Raw genomic sequence first — 23,081 nt, 5'->3', positions numbered from 1 at the left:
AGCCGTTCCCGGCCGTCGGCACGGTCCGCGTGGCGGTGGATCCATCGGGTGCCGTGGCGAGGGGCACGAGGATGGACCGGGGCTCCTTCAGCCGCCGCAGCCTTCTTCAGGTGTCCGCCGCCGGTCCGACGACGGCCGCGGGCGCGGCCGTGTCCGCCCTCCGAGTCGACGGCGTTACGGCGCCTCGGTCACCGGCGTCCGCCCGCGCTGCCGGCGCGCCGCCATCACCGCGTAGACGATGATCCCGGCGAACAGGAACAACGCGCCCTGGTAGACCGCCGCGTAGCCGGCACCCGCCATCAGCCACACCGAGAACGCGGCGGCCACGGCGGTGACCACGGAGTCCCGGACCAGCCGCCCCCGGTCGACCGCCTCGGGACGGCCCGAGACGAGGTGGAAGATCTGCGCGGACGCGGCCAGCAGATACGGCACGGTCGCGGTGAACGTGGTGACCAGCACCAGGACCTCGAAGACCCGGCCCGAGCCCGACAGGTAGTTGTAGACGGTGAGCAGCGAGGCCAGGACGACGGTCACGCCGACCCCGACCGTGGGCACGCCCCGCCGCCGGCGCGTGAAGGCGGCCGGGAACAGGCCGTCGCGTGCCGCGGCGTACGGCGTCTGCGCGCTCAGCAGCGTCCAGCCGTTGAGGCAGCCGGTCATCGACACCAGTGCGGCGAGGGCCACGGCCGTGCCGCCCCAGCTGCCGCCGAACATCGTGTTCACGGCGTCCGAGAACGGCGCGGTGGAGGTCACCAGGCGGCCGTGCGGGACCGTACCGAACACGGACAGCGTGCCCAGCAGATATACCAGCGCGGCGCCCGCGGTGCCGATGACGGTGGCGCGCCCCACGTTGCGGCGGGCGTCCTTGACCTCGCCCGCGCTGACGGCGGCGGACTCCACGCCGAGGTAGGAGAACAGCAGCAGGGCGGCGGAGGCCGAGACCGCGCCGACCGCGCTGTGCCCGCCGGCGTTGAACGGGCCGAGCCTCGAAGGGTCGAAGAAGAACAGTCCGCCGACCGCGACGAGCAGCAGCGGCACGAACTTCAGCACCGTGGACACGAGCTGGACGGCGCCCACGTAGCGGGTGCCGGCGAAGTTGGCGAGGGCGGGCAGCCACTGGAGGGTCAGGGCGGCCAGACATGCGGTCCAGCGGTGCCCCTCGACCGGGATCAGCACGTCGAGATACCCGACGGCGGCCACGGCGAGCGCGGCGTTCGACACCCAGGTGGTGATCCAGTACGACCAGGCGGCGAGGAAGCCCGCGAAGTCGCCGAACGCCTCGCGGGCGTAGACGTACGGCCCGCCGGTGCGGGGGTCGCGGGCGGCGAGCCGGCCGAAGACCAGGGCGAGGGCGACGGCGCCGACGGTCAGCACCACGAAGGCGACCAGGCTGACCGTGCCGTACGGGGCGATGGAGGCGGGGAGCAGGAAGATGCCGCCGCCGATGATGTTGCCCATCACCAGCGCGGTGGCGACGGGCAGGCCGAACCGGCGGGCGTGCCTGCCGGACTCTCCGTGCGGGTCCTCGGCTGGGGCCGTGAGGGTCTCCGCGGGGGCCGGAGCCGACGGTGTGGCGGTCCCGGTGCTGTGCATGGGTGGTGCGCCTCTCATGGAACTGACGTTCCCGGGATCGCCGGGACGGGCCCATGGTCGGTGATGCGGCATTCCGGCGCAAAATCGCCGTTTGTTCTCCCGTGCGCCCGTCCCGGCGACGCAAAAAACACTGCGCTGTGGCCTGCCGGCCGCCAGATGTGCGGTGGCAGGAGGGACGCGGCGGGGGCCCGGCGGGGCTGACCGGGGCACGGCGGTGGGGGTGCGGCGGAACTGAGCGGGACAGGGCGGTGGGGTTCGGCGGGGATGGCGGCGGGGTGTCCGGTGGCGGAGGTGGCGGTCCGGTGGGGTGTGCGGTGGTGGCGTTCGGTGCGGGCTCGGCGGGTGCGGTGCGGGTGACCTCGGCGGGGGCCGGGTGACCTCGCCGGGGGCCGGGTGGCCGCGGTGGGGCGGGGTGGGGGTCAGTCCGTCGCTGCCCAGAGGCTGCGGACGTGCCCCAGGTGCCGGGTCATGATCGCGTGTACGGCCTTCTCGTCGCGCTCCAGCAGGGCGTCCAGCAGTTCCAGGTGTTCCTGGGCGGAGGCGAGCAGCCGGCCCGCCTCCACCAGCGCGGTCAGCCCGTACAGACGGGAGCGTTTGCGCAGGTCGGCGACGACCTCGACCAGGTGGGCGTTGCCCGCCAGGGCGAGCAGGCCGAGGTGGAAGCGGGTGTCGGCCTCGACGTAGCCGATCAGGTCGCCCGCCACCGCGGCGGTGACGATCTCCCGGGCCGCCGGGCGCAGCGCCTCCAGCGAGACGCGGTCGGCCGTGCGGGCCAGCTCCACCACGGTGGGGATCTCGACGAGGGAGCGGATGTGCGTGTACTCGTCCAGCTGTCTGTCGGAGACGGCGGTGACCCGGAAGCCCTTGTTGGGCACGGTGTCGACCAGTCCCTCCTTGGCCAGGTCCAGCATCGCCTCCCGCACCGGCGTCGCCGAGACACCGAAGCGGGTGGCGAGCGACGGCGCCGAGTACACCTCGCCGGGACGCAGCTCACCGGCGATCAGCGCGGCGCGCAGCGCGTCGGCGACCCGCTCGCGGAAGCTGCTCCGGCCGCCCAGCCGGGGAAGTGCGGGCGGCTCGGCGCCCTGCCGGTCCTGTGCCATGTCACGCATCACCCGGTGAGTCTAGAGGACGAACCCCTCCGGGAACGGGTCGGCCGGGTCCAGCAGGTACTGGGCGGTACCGGTGATCCACGCGCGGCCGGTGAAGCTGGGCAGCACGGCCGGGATCCCGGCGACCTCCGTCGTGCCCAGCAGCCGTCCCGTGAAGCGGGTGCCGATGAACGACTCGTTCACGAACTCGGTGTGCAGGGACAGTTCGCCGCGCGCGTGCAACTGCGCCATGCGCGCGCTCGTACCCGTGCCGCACGGGGAGCGGTCGAACCAGCCCGGGTGGATGACCATCGCGTGCCGGGAGTGCCGGGCCGTGGCGCCGGGCGCCAGGACGTGGACGTGGTGGCACCCGCGGATGGACGGGTCCTCGGGATGCACCGGCTCCGCCTCGGCGTTGATCGCCCGCATGAGCGACAGGCCCGCCGCCAGGATGTCGTCCTTGCGGGCGCGGTCGAAAGGCAGGCCGAACGCGTCGAGCGGGAGGATCGCGTAGAAGTTGCCGCCGTAGGCGAGGTCGTAGGTGACCGCGCGACCGTCGGGCAGGGTGATCTCGCGGTTCAGGCCGGCGGCGAACGACGGGACGTTCCGCAGGGTCACGTGTTGTGCGGCGCCGTCCGCCACCGCCACCTCGGCGACCACCACCCCCGCCGGGGTGTCGAGCCGGATGGTGGTCACCGGCTCCACCACCTCCACCATGCCCGTCTCGACCAGCACGGTCGCCACCCCGATCGTGCCGTGCCCGCACATCGGCAGATAGCCGGAGACCTCGATGTATATGACGCCCCAGTCGCAGTCCGGCCGGCTCGGCGGCTGGAGGACGGCGCCGCTCATCGCGGAGTGGCCGCGCGGCTCGTTCATCAGCAACTGCTTGAGGTGGTCGCGGTGTTCGCGGAAGTACAGCCGGCGTTCGTTCATCGTCGCACCGGGGACGGTACCGATCCCGCTGGTGATCACGCGGGTCGGCATGCCCTCGGTGTGCGAGTCGACGGCGTGCAGGACGAGCTTGCTGCGCATGGCCCCGCCCTCCTTACGCGAGGCCCGCGGCGACGGTCTTCTCGGTGGCCGCGCGGACCGCGGCCTCCTGCTCGGGCAACAGCGGGACGCGCGGCGGGCGCACCGGGCCGCCGTAGCGTCCGACGACGTCCATCGACACCTTGATCGCCTGGACGAACTCCGTTCTGGAGTCCCAGCGCAGCAGCGGGTGCAGCTGCCGGTACAGGGGGAGCGCGGTGGCGAGGTCACCGGCCACCGCGGCACGGTACAGCTCCGCCGAGGCCCGCGGCAGCGCGTTGGGGTAGCCGGCCACCCAGCCCTTGGCACCGGCCACCGCCAGTTCCAGCAGGACGTCGTCGGCACCGGCCAACAGGTCGAGATCGGGAGCGAGTTCGGCGATGCGGTAGGCGCGGCGGACGTCTCCGGAGAACTCCTTGACGGCTTGCACGAGCCCCTCGCCGTGCAGCCGGGCGAGGAGTTCGGGCACCAGGTCGACCTTGGTGTCCACCGGGTTGTTGTACGCCACCACCGGCAGGCCCGCCCGCGCCACCTCCCGGTAGTGGGCGAGGACGGACCGCTCGTCGGCGCGGTAGGCGTTGGGCGGCAGCAGCATCACCGACCCGCAGCCGGCCTCGCCCGCCTGCTCGGCCCAGCGGCGGGCCTCGGCGGAGCCGTACGCGGCGACACCGGGCATCACCCGCTCACCGCCGACCGCGGCCACGGCGGTCTCCACCACCCGCCGGCGTTCGTCGGGGGTGAGCACCTGGTACTCGCCGAGCGAGCCGTTCGGTACGACGCCGTCGCAGCCGTTGGCGACGAGCCAGGCGCAGTGCTCGGCATAGCGGTCGTGGTCGACGCGGAGGCCGGCGGTGAGCGGGAGGGCGGTGGCGACGAGGATGCCGCGCCAGGGACGCTTCGGTGCCTCGGACATGGAGGTTCTCCCCTTCGATAGGGTGTGACATAGCACTAATGGGACTTGTGTACAGCTGTGGCGCCGGCTCAGTCCGTGCCGGGTCCGGCTTCGGTTCCGGGCAGCGCGGCCAGCACGCCGAGCGGTACCGGCCGCGCGAACGGCCGGCGTCCGGCGGTCGGCGGGCAGCCGGTCAGCCCCGCCACCCCGGGCGCGCACATCCGGCCCTGGCACCAGCCCATCCCGGCCCGGGTGAGCAGCTTCACGGTGCGCAGGTCACCGGCGCCCAGCGTGCCGACGGCCTCCCGGACCTCCCCGGCGGTGACCTCCTCGCAACGGCACACCACCGTGTCGTCCGTGACCGCCTCCACCCAGCCCGCCGGCGGGGCGTACACCGCGTCGAGGGCCGTGGCGAACGCCCGCAGCCGGGTCCTGGCCCGGGCGGCGGCGGCCCAGCGGCGCGGGTCGGGGGCGGTGCCGCACAGGCGGGCGGCGGCCGAGCGGCCCGCGATGTGGCCCTCGGCGAGCGCGAGGGCCGCCCCGCCCACACCGGTCGTCTCCCCGGCCGCCCAGACGCCGGGTACGTCGGTGCGCTGCTCGTCGTCGACCCTGACCCCCGTGCCGGAAAGAGCGCAGCCGAGGGTCTCGGCGAGGTCGGTGTGCGGCAGCATCCCGTGCCCGACGGCGAGGGTGTCGCAGGGGATGCGCCGCGCGCTGCCGGGCCGGGGGCGCCCGTCGCGGTCGAGTGCGGCCACCGTCACGGCCTCCAGACGGTCGGTGCCGTGCGCCTCCACCACGGTGTGCCGGGTCAGTGTGCGCACACCGTGCCGCAGCAGCCGTACCGCGTACCCGGCGCCCTCGGCGAGTTTGCCGGGCTGCGCGGCCAGGGCGGGTGCCGTGCGCAGCAGCGCGCCGGGGCCGGCGGACTCCACCAGCGCCGTGACCCGGGCGCCGGCCGCGGCGAGCCCGGTGGCCACCGGCAGCAGCAGCGGCCCGGTGCCCGCGATCACGGCCGTGCGGCCGGGCAGCACCAGGGCGCCCTTGAGCATGGCCTGCGCGCCGCCCGCCGTGACCACCCCGGGCAGGGTCCAGCCGGGGAAGGGAAGGACCCGCTCGTAGCCGCCGGTGGCGAGGAGTACGGCGTCGGCGCGGGCGGTGCCGCCCTCCTCCTGTGCGGGGCCGAGCAGGCTGTGCACGGCGAACGTTCCGGTAGCCGCCTCCCGTGCCACGCACCAGACATGATGATCCGTCAGGTGAATGATCCGGCCGGCCGCGCGGTGCCGGGCGAGACCGTCCCGCAGCCTTTCCCAGGTGCGCCCCTGAGGGTGCGGGGCGCGTGCCGGGCGGGCGGCGAGGGCCGGGGCGGGCTGCCGGTAGAACTGTCCGCCGGCCCGGCCGCCCGCGTCCACGAGGGTCACCCGTGCGCCGCGGGCGGCGGCGGCCAGGGCCGCGGCGAGCCCCGCCGGGCCCGCGCCGACCACGGCGAGAGTCGGTCGTTCACTCATGGCCCGGCCCCGCGTCCCGCGGCCGGCTGTCGGCCCATCCCGTCCCCGGCTGGGTGCGGATGGCGTCGCCCGGGCGCACCGGGACCAGACAGGCCCGCTGGTTCGGGCGGTCGTCGACGGTCACCAGGCAGTCGAAGCACACGCCGATCCCGCAGAACACCCCCCGGGGCCGGCCCGCGCCGCGGGTGTCGCGCCACGCGGTCACGCCGGCCGCCCACAGGGCCGCCGCGACCGTCTGCCCGGACAGCGCCGGCAGGGGCCGGCCGTCGAAGGTGACGGTGAAGGCCCCGTCCGGCCGGGCCGGGGCCGGCTCCGGTGGGTGCGTGGGCTGCCGTCTCAGTGGACGCACGGGTTCTCGCCTCCGTCGGTGTCGAACCGTTCCGGCCGGAACGGCATGAGGTCCAGCTCCGGCGCCTCCCCGGTGAGGGTCTGGGCGACCAGCCGTCCGGTGGCAGGGGCGAGCCCGATGCCGGCGCCCTCGTGCCCGCAGGCGTGGAACAGGCCGGGCACCCGCGGGTCGGGGCCGATCGCCGGCAGGTGGTCGGGCAGGTAGGGCCGGAAGCCCGCGTACGTCCGCAGCGCGCGGACCCGCGCCAGGAACGGGAACAGTCCGACGGCCCCGGCCGCGAGCGCCCGCAGCGCGGGCAGGGACAGCGAACGGTCGAAACCGACCCGTTCCCGGCTCGCGCCGATCAGTACCGGACCCGCGGCGGTCGCCTCCACGACCGGTGAGGTGCGCAGGCCGGCCGAGTCGCTCGCCACGTCGGCCACGTAGTCCGCGGCGTACACCTTGTGCCGGATCACGCGCGGCAGCGGCTCGGTGACCAGCACGAAGCCGCGCCGGGGGAGCACCGGCAGCCGGACACCGGCGAGCGCCGCGAGGTCACCGCCCCAGGTGCCGGCCGCGTTCACCACCGCCGGGGCGTGGATGTCGCCCCGGTCGGTGCGCACGCCGTACACCGCGCCGTCCGCCGTGCGCAGCACCCCGGTCACGGTCCGGCCCGTGTGCAGCCGGGCGCCGGAGGCGCGGACCAGGTGCGCGGCGGCCAGCGCGGGCATCACCTGGGCGTCCTGCGGATAGTGGACCCCGCCCGCCATGCCGGGCGCCAGCCGGGGTTCGAGGGAGCGCAGTCCGTCCGCGTCGACCGGTACGGCCGTGACCGAGGCGGCCCGCTGGCCCGCGGCGAACTCGCGCAGGGCGGACAGGGCTTGGGGCGTCCGGGCGACCACCAGGCCGCCCTTGGGCTCGTACTCGATCGCCGTGCCCAGCTCCTGCGCCAGGTCCGCCCACAACACGGCCGACAGCAGGGCGAGTCGCAGTTCGGGGCCGGGCTCCTTGTCGGAGACGAGCACGTTGCCCTCGCCCGCGCCGGTGGTGCCGCCGGCCACCGCGCCCCGGTCCACCAGCCGTACGTCGAGGCCGGCCCGTGCGGCGTACAGCGCACAGGCCGCACCCACCATCCCGGCTCCGACGACCACGACATCACAGGTCGGTCGCTTCGTCACGGCAGTACTATGTCACATACCGCAGCGACTGAGGAGACCTCGCGAGAGACCTCATGCGTCCTTGGCGCAGCCCTCGCCGGCCCCCGCCCACCCGCCCGCAGTTCCGGGCGTGGACGCCCCCTTGACGCCGCGGGACGGCGGATCGACACTCCAGGGAGGGAATCCTAGTGAACAGGTAGGAAATCATGGCGCGCCTCGAAGCGGTCACCGGCCGAACGGGCCGGACGCCGTCGCGCGCACTCCTGCTCACCTCCCGCCGTCACATCGACCTGCTGCGGGTCTGTAGCGCGATCAGCCTCCACCGCTGAGCCGGGGGCCCCACCGCGCCCACCGCCCGGCGGTACACCCGCCACCCGGCCGTACGCCCACCGCCCGGCCGCATCCGTGCCCGCGCACTCGTCCGCACGCCCATCACCCGGGGAGACGCATGTCCATCACTCCGCTCACCGCCACGCCGACCGTCCACCGCGCCACCCCTCTGTTCCGGGGCCGGATCGGCCGGGACGCCCGCAGCGGCCACTACGCCGTGCCGCACCGCTACCGGCTCCACCTGTCGACCGCCTGTCCCGGCGGACTGCGCCTCGCCGTCGGACACAGCCTGCTCGAACTGGACACCAGCTGTCCGGTCACCCTCCTGCCCGCCGTCCCGGACCAGCCCGGCGGCGGCCACACGGCGCTGCGCCCGCTGTACGAGGCGAGCGCCCACCACCACACCGGCCCGGCGCTCGCACCCGTGCTCAGCGACGACTGGTCCGGGCGCATCGTCAGCACCCACGCCCCGGACATCCTGCGCGACCTGGACCGCTTCCGGCACACCGGCCACGCCGAACTCCACCCCCGCGGCCTGGAGTCCGTGATCGAGGCCGTGGAGCGGATGTGTGCCGAGGGCGTCGAGGAAGCCGCGCAGCGCGCCGGCCGGGCCGATGCCGCCCCGGCCGAGCGGGCCGCCGCCCTGGAGGTGCTGCTCGACACCCTGGACCGGCTGGAACGGCGGCTGAGCGGGGAGGAGTACCTGGTCGACGGCCGGCTGACCGCCGCCGACATCGAGCTGTGGGTGTCCCTCCTACAGCTGGACACCGTCCACCGCTGCCACCTCGACGCCGGCGCCGTGCACCGCATCGCCGGCCACCGCGCGCTGTGGGCCTACGCCCGCCGCCTGACCGCCCGTCCCGCCTTCGGCCGCCATCTCGACCTCGACGGCATCGCCCGCCGCCACCACGGCCGCTGCCAGGGCCTGGAGGCCGCCGGAGCCGCCGTCCAGATCCTGGACTGGGCGGGTCACGCCGCGGAGGCCCCGGACGCTTCTCGCAGGTGAGCGTGGGCTGTTGGCGTCCAGTGCGCGGACAGCCGTTGACATTCGAACGGACGACTGCCTTACTTACGGCTCAGAACGGTCATGAGCGTCAGCGCCAAGCCCTGGCTCGCTGACCGGCAACCCTCGCACCGCGGTGGGGTGCCCCAGGTGACGACCGGACCGGATGACGTTTTTCGGTAAGCGCGAGGCCCCACGGGCCGGAACAGTGACAGGTGACGCCATGTACGCAGCTCCCAGGACGGCCGACAGCCGCCCCCAGGGCTGCGTACCGTCGTACGCCGGCCTCCTCGTCGCCGACCGTGCCGTCGACCTGCTCCGCGTGAACAGCGCACTGTGTACCGCGCCGGGCCTCGCCCGCTGCCGGGGCTGACGCCTCCTCCCAGCCCCCCGCGTTCCCGCCGCACACCGTCCTCGTGGTGTGCCGTTGTCCACCCAGCTCCCGGTTCCGCGCGTTCCCGTGCGCCGCCCCGCGCCCAGTGCCGTCGGGGCCCGCACCCGCTCGCCGCCGTCCCGGGGTGTCCGATCCCGCCGGAGTCCGCCATGAGTGAACCCCCAGGCGCCGCCCTCTCCCTCGCCGAGGCGCCACCACCCACCGACGCCCCGTCAAGACCGCTGACCGCACAGCGGGTCCAGCCGCTGCGCCGGCCCGGCCGGTGGATCGTCACCGCCGTCGTCCTCGTGCTCGTCACGCAGATCCTGCACGGGCTGGCCACCAACCCCTTCTACCAGTGGGACCGGTTCCGCTACTGGTTCCTGCGCCCGGCCGTTCTCGACGGACTCCTCGTCACCCTCGAAGTCGCCGCGCTCAGCGCCCTGCTGGGCCTCCTCGGCGGCGTCCTGCTGGCGCTCGCCCGGCTCTCCGGCAGCCCGGTGCTGCGCGCGGTCAGCTGGACGTACACCTGGCTGTTCCGGTCCGTGCCGCTCATCGTCGTGCTGATCTTCCTGTACAACTTCAGTGCCCTGTACAAGACGTTGAGCCTGGGCGTGCCGTTCGGCCCGGCCTTCGTCAGCTTCGACGAGTCCAGGCTGGCCACCGACATGACGATCGCCGTCGTCGGCCTCAGCCTCAACGAGGCGGCGTACGCGGCCGAGGTGGTCCGCGGCGGCCTCCTCTCCGTCGACCAGGGCCAGCACGAGGCCGCCGCCGCGCTCGGCCTGCCCAAGGGCTACCAGTTCCGCCGGATCGTCTTCCCGCAGGCCCTGCGCTCCATCACCCCGAACTACGTCAACCAGCTGATCGGCCTCGTCAAGAGCACGTCCCTGGTGTTCTACGTGTCCCTGCTCGACCTGTTCGGCTCGGTGCAGTCGCTGGGCAGCACCTACCCCGGCGACGTCGTGCCGCTGCTGCTGGTCGCCACCGTCTGGTACCTGATCCTGACCAGCGCCGTGTCCGTCGTCCAGTTCTACGTCGAGCGGTACTACGCCCGGGGCGCCACCCGCACCCTGCCGCCGACACCGGCACAGCGGGCCCGGGCCGCGCTGGCCGGCCTGCGGGCCCGGCTGCGCGGGGAGGCCGCCGTATGACCACCGCCGACACCCTCGACAAGGCCGTCCCCGCCGCGCTCGAACTGCACGACGTCCACAAGTGGTACGGCGCCCACCGCGTCCTGGACGGCATCGACCTGACCATCCGGCCCGGCGAGGTCACGGTCATCCTCGGCCCGTCCGGCTCCGGCAAGTCGACCCTGCTCAGGGTCGTCAACCACCTGGAGAAGCCCGAGATCGGCCACGTCAGCGTGGGCGGCGAACTGATCGGCGTGAAGCGGCACGGCGAACGGCTGAAGGAACTCAGCGAGCGTGCCATCCTCGCCCAGCGCAGCCGCATCGGCTTCGTCTTCCAGAACTTCAACCTGTTCCCGCACCTGACCGTCCTCGACAACGTCGCCGCCGCTCCCGTCGCCACCGGGAAACTGACCAGGCCGGCGGCCCGGGAACTCGCCCGCGAGCTGCTCACCCGCGTGGGCCTCGGCGAGAAGACCGGCGCCTACCCCCGGCAGTTGTCCGGCGGCCAGCAGCAGCGCGTAGCCATCGCCCGCGCCCTCGCCCTGCGGCCCGGGGTGATCCTCTTCGACGAGCCGACCTCGGCGCTCGACCCCGAACTCGTCGGCGAGGTACTGGCCGTCATCAAGGATTTGGCGACCAGCGGCACCACCCTGGTCATCGTCACCCACGAGATCGGCTTCGCCCGCGAGGTCGCCGACCGGGTCGTCTTCATCGACGGCGGCCGGATCGTCGAACAGGGCCCGCCCGGCGAGGTGCTGGACCGGCCCCGCCACGAACGGACCCGGGACTTCCTCGCCAAGGTGCTCTGACCCCCCGTCCTCCGGCGGCGCACCCACGACCTCCCCCCACGGCACCACTCCCACCACTGTCATCAGCGAGACAAGCGAGACAAGGACAGCCACGCCATGCCTACCCACCTCTCCCGACGCAGCCTGATCCGGGGCATCACCGCGGCGACCGCCGCCGCCACCCTCGCCACCGGGCTCACCGCCTGCGGGGGCGACAGCGAGGCCGCCACCACCACCGATGCCGCGGGAACCGTCACCGTCGGACGGCTGTCCAACGGGGCCGCCAAGGAGACCACGCTGAAGGTCTCCGAGGTGAAGGCCATCCGCGCCGAACTGCCCGCGTCCGTCCGCAGGAGCGGCAAGCTCGTCATCGGCATCGGCGGTCTGCCGGCCGGGTCCGCGCCGCTCGACTTCACCGGCACCGACCAGAAGACCCTCACCGGCTCCGAGCCCGACTTCGGCCGCCTGGTCGCCGCGGTGCTCGGACTCGAGCCCGAGATCAGGAACTTCACCTGGGAGAACCTCTTCGTCGGCGTCGACAGCGGCAAGGTCGACGTGGCCTTCTCCAACGTCACCGACACCGAGGAACGCAAGAAGAAGTACGAGTTCGCCTCCTACCGCAAGGACAACCTCGCCTTCGAGGTGCTGAAGAAGAGCACCTGGAACTTCGACGGCGACTACGAGAACCTCGCGGGCAGGACGGTCTCCGTGGGCGCGGGCACCAACCAGGAGAAGATCCTCCTGGAGTGGAAGACGCGGCTGGCCAAGGAGGGCAAGAAGCTCACCGTCAAGTACTTCCCGGACCAGAACGCCATCAACCTGGCGCTCAGCAGCGGCAAGATCGACGCCTTCCTCGGTCCCAACCCCTCCGTGGCCTACCGGGCCAGGCAGACCGCGAACACGCCCAGCCCGACCCGCAACGCGGGCACCTTCTCCGGCGCCGGCGAGACGCTCCAGGGCCTGATCGCCGCCACCGCCAAGAAGGACAGCGGGCTCGCCAAGCCGCTCGCGGACGCCGTCAACCACCTCATCGAGCACGGGCAGTACGCCAAGTGGCTGGCCGCCTACAACCTCTCCAACGAGGCCGTCGCCAAGTCCGAGGTCAACCCGCCCGGGCTGCCGCTGACCAACTCCTGACCCCGACCCCGTACCCGCCGGAAGAAGAGAGGACCCCGCCTTCCGTGGCACACCCGAACGACGTGCGCGCGGGCGGCGCCCCGACCGCCCCGCCCGGCGGCAGTCCGCTGGACAACGCCGTCTGGGCCGCGCTCGACGGCCCCCACGCGCACCTCGCCGAACGGTACGGGCGCGCGGCCCGCTACCGGGCGGACCTGTACGCCTTCGCCGCCCTCGCCGACCCGGCGGACCCGGCCGCCTGGGCCGACCTGCACACCCTGGCCGGACCCTCGGCCACGGTACGGGTCAAGCCCGTCGACCGGGTGCCGGACGGCTGGGAACTGCTCGGCGAGGGGGAGGGCGTCCAGCTCGTCGACACCGCGCTGCGCGCCGAACCGGCCCCGGAGGCACTTCCGTTGGGCCCCGCCGACCTGCCCGAGATCCTCGATCTGGTCGCCCGCACCCGGCCGGGCCCCTTCCTGACCCGGACCGTCGAGCTGGGCTCCTATCTCGGCATCCGGCACCACGGCAGGCTGGTCGCCATGGCCGGGGAGCGGCTGCGGCTGCCCGGCTGGACGGAGATCAGCGCCGTGTGCACCGACCCCGCACACCGCGGCCGGGGACTGGCGACCCGGCTGGTGCGGGCGGTCGCCGCGGTCATCCGGGACCGCGGGGACACCCCGTTCCTGCACGCCGCCGCCGGCAACACGCCCGCGATCCGGCTGTACGAGTCGATCGGCTTCACCCTGCGCCGCCGCTCCCGCATCGCGCACCTGCGCACCCCGGGAACAACCGCCCCCGGCCGGGCGTTGACCGTCGTGACGAGATCCGCCGGGCGGACGCCGATCGGGCCCGCCTCGCCCGACCGAGGGAGGTGACGGCCGTGACGCCCGTACGACCGCGGCAGCGCCCGCTGTGCCTCCCGCACCCCTACCGCTCCGTCCGTCTGCACTCCCGGCCGCACATCGACCTCCAGCGCGTGTCCGCCGCGCTCTGTCGCCGCTGACCCTGTCCGCGGCCCCCGGCCCGGTTCTCCTCCTGCCGCGCTCGCCCCTCGCCGCACCCGGCCCGCGAGCCGGACCTCTCGTACGGACATCAAGGAAGGCACCGACGTGTCCTCGACTCCCTCCGCACACCTGCATCTCGCCGTCGCCCTGGACGGCACCGGCTGGCACCCCGCGTCCTGGCGCGAGCCGGTCGCCCGCCCCCGCGACCTGTTCAGCGCCGGCTACTGGGCCGATCTGGTCGCCGAGGCCGAACGCGGCCTGCTCGACTTCGTCACCCTGGAGGACGGCCTCGGTCCGCAGTCCGACCAGCTCCTGGCACCCGACGAGCGCACCGACCGGGTCCGCGGCCGCCTCGACGCCGTCCTCGTGGCCTCCCGCATCGCCCCGCTCACCCGGCACATAGGCCTGGTCCCGACCGTGGTGGCCACGCACACCGAGCCGTTCCACATCTCCAAGGCCATCGCCACCCTGGACTACGTCAGCGCCGGACGTGCCGGCCTGCGCGTGCAGATCACGGCCCGCCCGAACGAGGCCGCCCACTTCGGCCGCCGTACGGTCCCCCGGATCACCGGCTTCGACAGCCCGGGCGCGCAGGAACTGGTCAGCGGCCTGTTCGACGAGGCTGCCGACCACGTGGAGGTCGTGCGCCGGCTCTGGGACAGCTGGGAGGACGACGCCGAGATCCGGGACGCGGCCACCGGCCGCTTCATCGACCGGGACAAGCTGCACTACATCGACTTCGAGGGCCGCTTCTTCAGCGTCAAGGGCCCCTCCATCACACCCCGCCCGCCGCAGGGTCAGCCGCTGGTCACCGCACTCGCCCACCAGACCGTCCCCTACCGGCTCGTCGCCCGCCAGGCCGACATCGGCTACGTCACCCCGCGCGACACGGAACACGCCCGCGCGATCGTGGCGGAGATCCGCGCCGAGCAGGAGGCGGCGGGCCGCGCCGGCGACACCCTGCACGTCTTCGGTGACCTCGTCGTCCTCCTCGACGACAGCGAGGCCGAGGCCGAGGCCCGCCTCGGCCGCCTCGACGCCCTCGCCGGTGAGCCGTACACCAGCGACGCCCGCGTCTTCACCGGTACGGCCGCCCAACTGGCCGACCTGCTGGAGGAACTGGCGGCCGGCGGGCTGACCGGGTTCCGGCTGCGCCCCGCGGTCGCCGGCCACGACCTGCCGCGCATCAGCCGCGAGCTGGTGCCCGAACTCCAGCGCCGCCACCGCTTCCGGGACGCCTACGGAGCGGGCACCCTGCGCGGCCACCTCGGCCTCGCCCGCCCCGCCAGCCGCTACGCCGCAGCCACCGCCTGAGCCAGGAGGACCGCCCCCATGAGCAAGCCGCTGAAGCAGATCCACCTGGCCGCCCACTTCCCCGGGGTCAACAACACCACCGTGTGGAGCGACCCGGCCGCCGGCAGCCACATCGAGTTCGAGTCGTTCGTGCACTTCGCGAAGACCGCCGAACGCGCCAAGTTCGACTTCCTGTTCCTCGCCGAGGGGCTCAGGCTGCGCGAACAGGGCGGCAAGATCTACGACCTGGACGTGGTCGGCCGCCCCGACACCTTCACCGTGCTCGCCGCGCTCGCCGCCGTCACCGACCGGCTCGGCCTGACCGGCACCATCAACTCCACCTTCAACGAGCCCTACGAGGTGGCCCGCCAGTTCGCGAGCCTCGACCACCTCTCCGACGGCCGCTCCGCGTGGAACGTCGTCACCTCCTGGGACGCCTTCACCGGCGAGAACTTCCGCCGCGGCGGCTTCCTGCCGCAGGAGGAGCGCTACTCCCGCGCCAAGGAGTTCCTCGCCACCACCCAGGAACTCTTCGACTCCTGGCACGGCGACGAGATCCTCGCCGACCAGGCCACCGGCGCCTTCCTGAAGGACGCCGCGGCCGGCGCCTTCGTCCACCAGGGACAGCACTTCGACATCCACGGCCGGTTCAACGTGCCGCGCTCCCCGCAGGGCCGCCCCGTCATCTTCCAGGCGGGCGACTCCGACGAGGGCCGCGAGTTCGCCGCCTCCACCGCCGACGCGATCTTCAGCCGCTACGCCACGCTCAAGGAGGGCCAGGCCTTCTACACCGACGTCAAGTCCCGCCTCGCCGCGTACGGCCGCCGCCCCGACCAGCTGCTCATCCTGCCCGCCGCGACCTTCGTCCTCGGCGACACCGACCAGGAGGCCGCCGAGCTCGCGCGTGAGGTCCGCCGGCAGCAGGTCAGCGGCGCCACCGCCGTCAAGCACCTGGAGTTCGTCTGGAACCGTGACCTGTCGGCGTACGACCCGGAGGGCCCGCTGCCCGACGTCGACCCGGTGGTCGACGAGGAGCACATCTCCCGGGGCCGCGCCCAGGTGCGGATGTACCGCGACCCGATCGCCATCGCGCGCGAGTGGCGGCAGCTCGCCGAGGCCAACAAGTGGTCCATCCGCGACCTGGTGATCAACACCGGCAACCGGCAGACCTTCGTCGGCACCCCGGCCACCGTCGCCCGGACCATCAACGACTTCGTGCAGGCGGACGCCTCCGACGGGTTCATCCTCGTCCCGCACATCACACCCGGCGGACTCGACCCGTTCGCCGACAAGGTGGTCCCGCTGCTCCAGGAACAGGGCGTGTTCCGCACCGACTACGAGGGCACGACCCTGCGCGACCACCTGGGACTCGCCCACCCCGACGCCGCCGGTGTCCCGGCCGAGCGGGCCGCGTCGTGAGGTTCCTCGCGATCACCCTGATCGTGCACCGGCCGGACCCGGTCACGGGCGTGCGGAAACCGACGTACGACCGGTTCCGCGAGGTCCTCGACAGCGCGGTGCTGGCGGAGGAGCTGGGCTTCGACGGGTTCGGCGTGGGGGAGCGGCACGAGCGGCCGTTCCTCTCCTCCGCGCCGACGGTCGTGCTGAGCCATGTCGCCGCGCTCACCCGGCGCATCCGGCTCTTCACCGCCGTCACCACGCTCAGCCTGCTCGACCCGGTCCGGGCCTACGAGGACTACGCGACGCTGGACCACCTGTCCGGCGGCCGGCTCGACCTCATCATCGGCAAGGGCAACGGCACCGCCCAGCGGGAGTTGTTCCAGGTCACCCCCGAGGACCAGTGGGAGCGCAACGCCGAGAGCCACGAGGTGTTCCGGCGGATCTGGCGGCAGGACCGGGTGACCGCCGACACCCGCTTCCGGCCGCCGCTGAAGGACGCCGAGGTGTGGCCGCGGCCGTACCAGCAGCCCGTCCGCGTCTGGCACGGCAGCGCCACCAGCAAGGAGTCCGTGGACCTCGCCGCCCGGTACGGCGACCCGCTGTTCTCGGCGAACGTCACCCACCCGATCGAGCCGTACGCCGAACTGGTCCGCCACTACCGGGAACGCTGGGAGCACTACGGCCGCGACCCGGCGGACATCGCGGTCGGCGCCGGCTCGGCGGGACTGTGCGTGACCCGCACCTCCCAGGAGGCGCTGGACCTCTACCGCCCGGTGTTCGAGAGCAACCTGGCCTTCCACCGTGACGCGGGCCTGCCCGTGCCGTTCGGCACGCTGGAGGACTTCGTGGCGCGCAGCTCCGCCCTGATCGGCAGCCCCGAACAGGTCATCGACAAGGTCCACCGCTACCACGAACAGTTCGGGCACAGCGTGCTCCACGTGCAGGCGGACGCCGGGGGACTGCCCGGCGGCCGGCACCGGGACTCGCTGGAGCTGTTCCAGTCGGAGGTGGCACCGGTGCTGCGCCGGGACATCCCGGACCCGCCGTTCCCATGGGCACCGGTGCTGCCCGCGCCCGGACGGGCGGACGACTCCCGGCCCGATCCCGTGCCGGCCGACCGCTGAGCAGTCACCCCATGTCCGCCGCCGTACCCCTCGGCGTCCTCGACCTGGTGCCCGTCGCGTCCGGTCACCGCACCGCGCCGGCCACCGTCGAGCTGTCCGGTCCGGTCGACGCGCCGCGCCCCGGCCGCCCGGACCTCGGCCGTGCCCACACGCCCCGACGCACGGCGTTCGCGTCGAGGGCGGTGGCGTGGCCGCGGACGTCACCTCCCCCGTGGGTGACGTCCGCGGCCGTTCCCCCGGCGCCGGACTGTGGCCGTGTGCCGTCCAAATGCCGTCACCAGCACATGACGGCCGTCTCTCCCGAACCCCAGGTGGAGTACAGGCGGACCCGGACGGTGTAGCGGCGGCCCCTGACGAGCCGGACCCGGACGGCGGCGTTGTCCGGCGTGCCGCCGTCGTCGTGCCCCGCGAGGAAGCGCGGTTCCCCGTCACGCTCCTCGAAGACCACCAGCACGGTGTCGGCGTCGCCGAAGGTCCCCACGCTGTACTCGCGGGTCTCCGGCGGCGCGACGGTGAAGTCGGCCTGCCCGCCCGGTCCGAGTCCGAGCGGCGCCGACCGGAACGGCACCAGCGCGGCCGGCTCGGACAGCCCGGTGGGCGGGTACCAGCGCAGCACGAACTCCTTGTCGGCCGGGGACGGCGAGCAGGGCGGGCGCAGCCCCCCGCGGTACTGCTCCGGCTCCAGCACCAGCCCCGGCCCGATCGGCAGCGTCATCACGGACTGCGGGTCCCACACCGAGCCGTCCGCCGCGCAGGCGTCCAGCCGGCGCAGCACGTTCGTGTACGTGGTCTCCCGGCTCCAGAAGTTCGGCGGGCCCGCCAGCTCGGCGTACACGGCCTCGTCGTCCCAGTGGAGCCCGGCGAACGGGCTCTGGTGCTCGTGCACCATGCCGAGCGCGTGCCCGATCTGGTGCAGGACCGTGCCGCGCTCCCCGGGCGCGGTCACGTCCCAGCCGAGGTTGACGGTGCGCTCGCCGCGCCCGGCCGACAGCGCCTCCCGGCCGACCGCCGACCAGGAACCGGCACCTGCCTGGAACCCGATCCGCAGCTCCGCCTCGTGACGGTCGCCGACCTCGGTGAACGTGACGCCGATGCCGAGGTCCTGCCACTCACGGAAACATCCGCGGACCACGTCCCGCTGCTCCGCGCCGCCCGCCCACGGCACCCGGCGCAGCTCACCGGTCCCGGGGACCGGGATCACCGAGGCGTCGGAGCGGGTGTCCAGGAAGCTGTAGTGCAGGACCGTGCCGTTGACCCACATTCGCCGCCCGGCGAGCAGCGCGCCCAGCCGCCCGGCGGTCAGCCCCGGTGCGAAGGACGGGGCCGGCTGCCGCGGAAGCGAGCAGAGGCGTCGGGTCATGCGGTCAGCCTGCCGCACCGCCCGGCGGCACGCCTGAGTCGGGGGCTACTCAAGTCACCCTGTATCAAACCTGAGTACGCGCGCTCAGGATGACGTGAGAACTGACGAACAGGACGCGAGCACGCCCGCACCGCTCTGGCCGTTCACGGGCCGGACGGACGAACTGGAGCTGGTGCGCGGGGCGTCGGCCGCCGGCCGGCCCGGCATCGTGGTGACCGGGCCGGCCGGCCGCGGCAAGACCCGGCTGATCACGGAGGCGGTGCGGGGCACGGACCACACCCGGGTGACCGGTACCCCCGAGGCCCGCGGCCTGCCCTTCGGCGCCTTCGCCCCGCTGCTCCCCGGCACCCTCTCGCTGCACCACGCGGTCCGCGCCCTGTCCGGGGTACGGCTGCTCGTCGTGGACGACGCCCAGCTGCTGGACGAGGCCTCCGCCGCGCTGGTCCACCAGCTCGCCGTGCACGGGCGCACCCGCCTGCTCGTGGCCGCCGCCGACGAGGTGCCCGCGCCGGGCGCGGTGTCCCGGCTGTGGACCGGGGAGCTGCTGCCCCGGCTGGCCCTGGCCCCGCTGTCCCGCGAGGACACCGCCCGACTGCTCGCCGGCGCCGCGCTGGAAGCGCTGACCGTGCGCCGGCTGCACCAGGCGTGCCGGGGCGACCTGCGGCTGCTGCGCGACCTGGTGACCGGGCTCGACGCGTCCGGACGGCTGACGCCCGTCCCGGGCACCGGCGAGCGGGCCTGGCGGGGCGCGCCACCGGTCACCCCGGCCGTCCGGGAGCGGCTCGCCCCCGCCCTGGAGCGGTCCGGCCCGGCCGAGCGTGACGCCCTGGAACGACTGGCGTTCGCCGAACCCCGGCCGCTGCCGGTGGACGGGCTGGACCTGGACGCCCTCGAACGTCTGGAGGCGGACGGCCTCGTGGACGTCGACGACCAGGGTGCCGTCACCCTCGCCCACCCCCTGCACGGCCCCGTGCTGCGTGCCACGGCCGGCCGGCTGCGGGCCCGCCGGCTGGGCCGCGGGCCCTTCGCGTACGGACCGGCGCTGGCCGCCGAACAGCGGCTCCTCCTCAGCCGGTTGGAGCGGTTCGACGTACGGACGGTACCGGCGCCGGTGGGGGAGTGGCTGGTGGCGGAGGGCGGTCCGCTGCCCGCCGGGTACGCCGCGGTCCGCGCCCGGTTCGCGCGGCTGCGGGGCGAGCTGCGCGAGGCGGCGGCCTGGGCCAGGGAGGGGCTGCGGGAGGCACCCGGGGACACCGGGTGCCGGACCGAACTGGCCCTGGCGGAAGGGGAGCCGGGCGAGACGGCCGACCCCGACGACGTCCACGCGCTCTACGGCGCCGTACGCCTCGGTGCTCCCCGGGAGGCCGTCGGACGGCTGCCGGCCGGCAGTGTGTTCGCCCGGCACGCAGAGGCGCTGGCCCGCGGCGACGGGACCGCGCTGGACCGGGCCGCGCAGGCGCTCGCGGGGCGGGGTTTCCTGCTGTACGCGGCGGAGGCCCACGCCCAGGCCGCACGGGCCCACCGCGACCCGCGTGCCGCACGGCTGTCCCGCACCCGGGCCGTCGCCCTGGCCCGCCGCTGCGAGGGAGCCCGCACACCGGCCCTGACCGGGCTCCTCCTCGGCGAACTCACCGCACGGCAAAGGCAGATCGTCGCACTGGCGGCGGCCGGGCTCAGCAACCGGGAGATCGCCGAGAAGCTGACCCTGTCCGTACGGACGGTGGGCAACCATCTGTACGGCGCCTACACCCGGCTGGGCACGGCGGGCCGCGGCACCCTGCCCTGGCTGGTGGACGTGCCCGAGCGGGAGACGGCGTAGAGGCGCGCCCGCGCACCGCCCCGCACGCCACCCTTCACGCCGTCCCGCAGGCCCGTCCCACGCACCGCCCTTCACGCCGCCCTTCACGCCGCCCCGAACGCCGCGAACGCCCAGCCCGTCGCCTGGTGCACCGCGTCGCCCGGCAGCGTCGTACGGGCGTCCCGCAGGGCCTCGGCCAGGGAGAGGCCCGCGCCGAGGCCCTTGTGCAGGGCCAGCATCAGCGGCACCACCGCCGCGTCGTTGACCGGCGCGCTGCTGGCCACCACCCCGGCCGTACCCAGCGGCAGCAACGCGGTGACCAGGCCCAGCAGTTCGTCGGCGCCGACCGAGGCGAGGCGCGCGGTGTCGCAGCTGGAGAGGATGATCCGGTACGGGCTGCGGGACAGTCGCTCGAAGTCGTGGACGATCAACGGCCCGTCGGCCATCCGCAGGGCGGAGAACAGCGGGCTGTCCGCGCGGAACGTGCCGTGCGCCGCGAGATGGGCGAGGCCCGCCCCGTCGAGTTCCGCCAGCACCCGCGGCACCTGCGCGTCGTCGCCCTCCAGGACCGTCGCCGTGCCGTACCGCCCGGCCAGTTCGGGCACCTCCGCACCGCCCGTCGCCAGGCCGGGACCGCGCACCAGCACCGGCCGGCCCTCCGGCGGCGGTTCCGTCTCCCGGGCCCGCAGCCAGCTGCCCGCCGACGGCGACACGCTCAGCACCCGCTCCCGCAGCGCGGGCAGCAGCGCCCACGGCACCCGGTGCAGCGCCCCCGGCGGCACGATCACCACGGGGCCCGGACCGAGCCACTTCGCCGCCCCGGCCAGCAGCAGCTCCTGCAACCGCCGGCCCGCCGCCTCCACCAGCGGCAGCCGCGCCTCGGCACCCGGGTGCGCGAGCCGCCGCAGCCCGGCCTGCACATGCCCGGCCTCCGCCACCGCCTCCGCCAGCGACCCGCCGGCGAACCGCCGTACCCGGCCCTGCCCGCACAGCAGCACGTGCACCCGGCCGTCCACGACGGCCAGTTCCACCAGCCACCCGTCATCGAGCCGGTCCAGCAGCCGGGGCACGTCCAAGCGGTCTGCCGCGCCGGTGGCGGCGCCGCCCATGTGCCGGGTCCGGGAGCGGATCTCCCGCTCCAGGCGCCGCTGTTCGCGCTCCAGCGCCGGAACCGGGCGGCCCTCCATCCGGGCGGCCTCCGCGCGGGCCGCGATCTCCCGGTAGGCGGTCAGACCGCTCAGCAGCGCCGGATCGTGCGGCGGCCGGGCCGGCGGCGCGGACAGCACGGTCGCCCGCCACCGCTCGCTCCACACCAGCAGCCGTCGCGGACTGCCCTGGGCGAGGCTCACCTCCTGCGCCAGCGCGGCCAGTTCGGCGCCCTGCGCGGTGGCGTGGGCGCGCAGCTCCGAGGCGCCCAGCGTCATCCGGTGGTCGTCCAGCACGTCCAGACCGCGCCGGCACGCCTCCAGCACACCCCGCCGCGAACCGGCGGCCCGCGCCCGCAGCGCCTGCGCCGCCCAGCCGGTCATCCGGGCCGGTGGCCGCCCGCAGTTCCGGCTGCGGGCGGCCACCGCCAGATGCCGCTCGGCGTCGGCCGTCCAGCCCAGCTCCAGTGCGATCCGGCCCGCGAGCAGCGAGGCCTCGGGGGCGGCGGGCGACCCGAAGGAGGCCAGCCGCTCGGCGACCGCCGCCGCGTCCCCGACCAGCCGCCCCGACCGCCGGCCGGCCGCCACCCGCGCCTCGATCAGCACCAGCCGGGCGTGCGTCTCCCACCACGTCCGGCGCTGCGCGGCGAACAGGCGTACGGCGACGGCGGCGCGGGCTGTCGCGGTGTGCGGGTCCCCGGCCGAGCGGGCGGCCCGCGCCGCCGCGAGCAGCAGCTCGGCCCTGCGGGTGGACTGCCCGCCGATCCGGTCCAGCACCGCGCCGGCCGCGTCCGCCTCGGCCAGCGCCTCCGGGGCGAGCCCCGCCGCCATCAGCACCTCGCACCGCCGGATCGACAGGTTGTAGGTGGGCGTGCCCAGCTTGGCGTACCGCTCCTCGGCCTCGTCCAGCAGCCGCAGCGCCGCCGGGATGTCCCCGGACCGGAACGCGGCGAGCCCCCGGCTCTCCACCGCGTCCGCCTTGTCGTGCTCCTGGCCGGTGGTGTCCCACAGCCGCTCCGCCGCCGTGAAGTCCGCGACCGCCCGGTCCACCGCGCCGAGCGCCAGATGCACGGTCGCCCGCAGGGTCAGCGCCCGCGCGGTCCAGATGTCGTCGCCGGCCTGCCGCAGCACCGGCAGCGCCCGCCGTACGTCCTCCAGCGCCTCGCGGTGCCGCCCCAGCACCCACCACACGTACGCCCGCCGGAACAGCACCCGGGCCCGGGTGTGCCCGCTGCCCCGGGCGACCCCCCGCTCGAACGACGCGAGCCCCTGCCGCGTGCGCCCCGCGTGCACCAGTGCGACCCCCAGCGTCGCGAGCACATCGGCCTCCCGGTCGGCCGACTCGGCGCGCGCGGCCAGGTCCCGGGCCCGCCGCAGATGCCGGAGCGCGATGCGCAGATCCCCGAAGTCCCGCTGCCAGATGCCGAGCACCTGGTGGGCCACGCTGGCGTGCAACGGCGGCGCGGCGGAGCGCAGGACGTGTTCGGCGCGTGCCCGGGCCTCGCCCGGATCGGCGAACACCATGGGCAGCAGTTCGAGCACCGACTCGCTTCCCGCTGTCACGTCTCGCATGGTAGTGGCCTGCTGTATCAGACGGCGGTCCCGCGGCTCT

Annotated in this window: 21 protein-coding genes and 1 riboswitch; of the genes, 12 read left to right on the top strand and 9 right to left on the bottom strand. The window is 74.7% G+C overall.

Going from position 1 to position 23,081, the window contains the following annotated elements:
- Positions 1 to 174 precede the first annotated feature (174 nt).
- The 7 genes from AB0F03_RS30460 to AB0F03_RS30430 all read right to left on the bottom strand — a co-directional run bounded on the left by AB0F03_RS30460 (position 175) and on the right by AB0F03_RS30430 (position 7,619).
- Complete coding sequence (locus AB0F03_RS30460) at positions 175 to 1,593, bottom strand: amino acid permease (RefSeq protein WP_361997646.1); 1,419 nt, start codon at positions 1,591 to 1,593, stop codon at positions 175 to 177.
- A gap of 419 nt (positions 1,594 to 2,012) precedes the next feature.
- Positions 2,013 to 2,696, bottom strand: a complete 684-nt coding sequence (locus AB0F03_RS30455) for a GntR family transcriptional regulator (RefSeq protein ID WP_361997701.1) — start codon at positions 2,694 to 2,696, stop codon at positions 2,013 to 2,015.
- Positions 2,697 to 2,717: 21 nt separating this feature from the next.
- The gene (locus AB0F03_RS30450) at positions 2,718 to 3,719 is read right to left on the bottom strand and encodes a proline racemase family protein (RefSeq protein ID WP_361997644.1); all 1,002 of its coding nucleotides are present in this window, start codon (positions 3,717 to 3,719) and stop codon (positions 2,718 to 2,720) included.
- A 13-nt stretch (positions 3,720 to 3,732) separates the two neighbouring features.
- Positions 3,733 to 4,629 carry a dihydrodipicolinate synthase family protein gene (locus AB0F03_RS30445; protein WP_361997642.1) on the bottom strand — a complete coding sequence of 299 codons (897 nt, stop codon included), beginning with the start codon at positions 4,627 to 4,629 and terminating at the stop codon, positions 3,733 to 3,735.
- Positions 4,630 to 4,697: 68 nt separating this feature from the next.
- A complete protein-coding gene (locus AB0F03_RS30440) occupies positions 4,698 to 6,113 on the bottom strand; it encodes an NAD(P)/FAD-dependent oxidoreductase (protein ID WP_361997640.1) in 1,416 nt (471 codons plus the stop codon).
- The gene (locus AB0F03_RS30435; protein WP_361997699.1) at positions 6,106 to 6,453 is read right to left on the bottom strand and encodes a (2Fe-2S)-binding protein; all 348 of its coding nucleotides are present in this window, start codon (positions 6,451 to 6,453) and stop codon (positions 6,106 to 6,108) included. Before AB0F03_RS30435 ends, AB0F03_RS30440 begins: the two co-directional genes overlap by 8 nt.
- Positions 6,450 to 7,619 carry an FAD-binding oxidoreductase gene (locus AB0F03_RS30430; RefSeq protein WP_361997638.1) on the bottom strand — a complete coding sequence of 390 codons (1,170 nt, stop codon included), beginning with the start codon at positions 7,617 to 7,619 and terminating at the stop codon, positions 6,450 to 6,452. The genes AB0F03_RS30435 and AB0F03_RS30430 overlap by 4 nt, the downstream gene beginning before the upstream one ends.
- A gap of 185 nt (positions 7,620 to 7,804) precedes the next feature.
- Here AB0F03_RS30430 and AB0F03_RS30425 point away from each other — a divergent pair, with 185 nt between their 5' ends.
- The 11 genes from AB0F03_RS30425 to AB0F03_RS30375 all read left to right on the top strand — a co-directional run bounded on the left by AB0F03_RS30425 (position 7,805) and on the right by AB0F03_RS30375 (position 17,166).
- A complete protein-coding gene (locus AB0F03_RS30425; protein ID WP_361997636.1) occupies positions 7,805 to 7,927 on the top strand; it encodes a putative leader peptide in 123 nt (40 codons plus the stop codon).
- A 119-nt stretch (positions 7,928 to 8,046) separates the two neighbouring features.
- Positions 8,047 to 8,934: a glutathione S-transferase C-terminal domain-containing protein gene (locus AB0F03_RS30420; RefSeq protein WP_361997634.1), complete on the top strand. Its 888-nt coding sequence runs from the start codon at positions 8,047 to 8,049 to the stop codon at positions 8,932 to 8,934.
- A 77-nt stretch (positions 8,935 to 9,011) separates the two neighbouring features.
- A riboswitch (SAM riboswitch) is annotated at positions 9,012 to 9,123 on the top strand.
- A gap of 31 nt (positions 9,124 to 9,154) precedes the next feature.
- On the top strand, positions 9,155 to 9,304 hold the full coding sequence (locus AB0F03_RS30415) for a hypothetical protein (RefSeq protein ID WP_163010620.1): 150 nt from the start codon (positions 9,155 to 9,157) through the stop codon (positions 9,302 to 9,304).
- A 170-nt stretch (positions 9,305 to 9,474) separates the two neighbouring features.
- A complete protein-coding gene (locus AB0F03_RS30410) occupies positions 9,475 to 10,458 on the top strand; it encodes an amino acid ABC transporter permease (protein ID WP_361997631.1) in 984 nt (327 codons plus the stop codon).
- On the top strand, positions 10,455 to 11,246 hold the full coding sequence (locus tag AB0F03_RS30405) for an amino acid ABC transporter ATP-binding protein (RefSeq protein WP_361997629.1): 792 nt from the start codon (positions 10,455 to 10,457) through the stop codon (positions 11,244 to 11,246). The genes AB0F03_RS30410 and AB0F03_RS30405 overlap by 4 nt, the downstream gene beginning before the upstream one ends.
- A 96-nt stretch (positions 11,247 to 11,342) precedes the next feature.
- The gene (locus AB0F03_RS30400) at positions 11,343 to 12,362 is read left to right on the top strand and encodes an ABC transporter substrate-binding protein (protein WP_361997627.1); all 1,020 of its coding nucleotides are present in this window, start codon (positions 11,343 to 11,345) and stop codon (positions 12,360 to 12,362) included.
- Between the two features lie 44 nt (positions 12,363 to 12,406).
- Positions 12,407 to 13,219: a GNAT family N-acetyltransferase gene (locus AB0F03_RS30395; RefSeq protein ID WP_361997625.1), complete on the top strand. Its 813-nt coding sequence runs from the start codon at positions 12,407 to 12,409 to the stop codon at positions 13,217 to 13,219.
- Between the two features lie 5 nt (positions 13,220 to 13,224).
- Positions 13,225 to 13,347 (top strand): putative leader peptide, encoded by a 123-nt coding sequence (locus tag AB0F03_RS30390; protein ID WP_361997623.1) that lies wholly within the window; start codon positions 13,225 to 13,227, stop codon positions 13,345 to 13,347.
- A gap of 106 nt (positions 13,348 to 13,453) precedes the next feature.
- Positions 13,454 to 14,662 carry an LLM class flavin-dependent oxidoreductase gene (locus AB0F03_RS30385; protein ID WP_361997622.1) on the top strand — a complete coding sequence of 403 codons (1,209 nt, stop codon included), beginning with the start codon at positions 13,454 to 13,456 and terminating at the stop codon, positions 14,660 to 14,662.
- An 18-nt stretch (positions 14,663 to 14,680) separates the two neighbouring features.
- Positions 14,681 to 16,060, top strand: a complete 1,380-nt coding sequence (locus tag AB0F03_RS30380; protein WP_361997620.1) for an NtaA/DmoA family FMN-dependent monooxygenase — start codon at positions 14,681 to 14,683, stop codon at positions 16,058 to 16,060.
- A complete protein-coding gene (locus tag AB0F03_RS30375) occupies positions 16,057 to 17,166 on the top strand; it encodes an LLM class flavin-dependent oxidoreductase (protein WP_361997618.1) in 1,110 nt (369 codons plus the stop codon). Before AB0F03_RS30380 ends, AB0F03_RS30375 begins: the two co-directional genes overlap by 4 nt.
- A gap of 274 nt (positions 17,167 to 17,440) precedes the next feature.
- On the opposite strand, the gene AB0F03_RS30370 is transcribed toward AB0F03_RS30375, so the two are convergent.
- Positions 17,441 to 18,526 carry a M12 family metallopeptidase gene (locus AB0F03_RS30370; protein WP_361997616.1) on the bottom strand — a complete coding sequence of 362 codons (1,086 nt, stop codon included), beginning with the start codon at positions 18,524 to 18,526 and terminating at the stop codon, positions 17,441 to 17,443.
- A gap of 94 nt (positions 18,527 to 18,620) precedes the next feature.
- Here AB0F03_RS30370 and AB0F03_RS30365 point away from each other — a divergent pair, with 94 nt between their 5' ends.
- A complete protein-coding gene (locus AB0F03_RS30365) occupies positions 18,621 to 20,345 on the top strand; it encodes a LuxR C-terminal-related transcriptional regulator (protein ID WP_361997614.1) in 1,725 nt (574 codons plus the stop codon).
- Between the two features lie 83 nt (positions 20,346 to 20,428).
- Here the strand turns inward: AB0F03_RS30365 and AB0F03_RS30360 are convergent, their stop codons facing one another.
- Positions 20,429 to 23,041, bottom strand: coding sequence for a CHAT domain-containing tetratricopeptide repeat protein (locus tag AB0F03_RS30360; protein ID WP_361997612.1), 2,613 nt, complete (start codon positions 23,039 to 23,041; stop codon positions 20,429 to 20,431).
- Positions 23,042 to 23,081 lie beyond the last annotated feature (40 nt).

The organism is Streptomyces sp. NPDC028722, from assembly GCF_040637655.1.
GTDB lineage: Bacteria > Actinomycetota > Actinomycetes > Streptomycetales > Streptomycetaceae > Streptomyces.
This window is presented reverse-complemented; position numbering and strand designations above follow the sequence as displayed.

Excerpts from the sequence above, each read along its gene's own strand:
- AB0F03_RS30360 (WP_361997612.1), bottom strand. The coding sequence starts at position 23,041 with ATGCGAGACGTGACAGCGGGAAGCGAGTCGGTGCTCGAACTGCTGCCC.
- AB0F03_RS30450 (WP_361997644.1), bottom strand. The coding sequence starts at position 3,719 with ATGCGCAGCAAGCTCGTCCTGCACGCCGTCGACTCGCACACCGAGGGC.
- AB0F03_RS30370 (WP_361997616.1), bottom strand. The coding sequence starts at position 18,526 with ATGACCCGACGCCTCTGCTCGCTTCCGCGGCAGCCGGCCCCGTCCTTC.
- AB0F03_RS30440 (WP_361997640.1), bottom strand. The coding sequence starts at position 6,113 with ATGAGTGAACGACCGACTCTCGCCGTGGTCGGCGCGGGCCCGGCGGGG.
- AB0F03_RS30460 (WP_361997646.1), bottom strand. The coding sequence starts at position 1,593 with ATGCACAGCACCGGGACCGCCACACCGTCGGCTCCGGCCCCCGCGGAG.
- AB0F03_RS30405 (WP_361997629.1), top strand. The coding sequence starts at position 10,455 with ATGACCACCGCCGACACCCTCGACAAGGCCGTCCCCGCCGCGCTCGAA.
- AB0F03_RS30410 (WP_361997631.1), top strand. The coding sequence starts at position 9,475 with ATGAGTGAACCCCCAGGCGCCGCCCTCTCCCTCGCCGAGGCGCCACCA.
- AB0F03_RS30425 (WP_361997636.1), top strand. The coding sequence starts at position 7,805 with ATGGCGCGCCTCGAAGCGGTCACCGGCCGAACGGGCCGGACGCCGTCG.
- AB0F03_RS30380 (WP_361997620.1), top strand. The coding sequence starts at position 14,681 with ATGAGCAAGCCGCTGAAGCAGATCCACCTGGCCGCCCACTTCCCCGGG.
- AB0F03_RS30420 (WP_361997634.1), top strand. The coding sequence starts at position 8,047 with ATGTCCATCACTCCGCTCACCGCCACGCCGACCGTCCACCGCGCCACC.
- AB0F03_RS30415 (WP_163010620.1), top strand. The coding sequence starts at position 9,155 with ATGTACGCAGCTCCCAGGACGGCCGACAGCCGCCCCCAGGGCTGCGTA.
- AB0F03_RS30400 (WP_361997627.1), top strand. The coding sequence starts at position 11,343 with ATGCCTACCCACCTCTCCCGACGCAGCCTGATCCGGGGCATCACCGCG.
- AB0F03_RS30455 (WP_361997701.1), bottom strand. The coding sequence starts at position 2,696 with ATGGCACAGGACCGGCAGGGCGCCGAGCCGCCCGCACTTCCCCGGCTG.
- AB0F03_RS30445 (WP_361997642.1), bottom strand. The coding sequence starts at position 4,629 with ATGTCCGAGGCACCGAAGCGTCCCTGGCGCGGCATCCTCGTCGCCACC.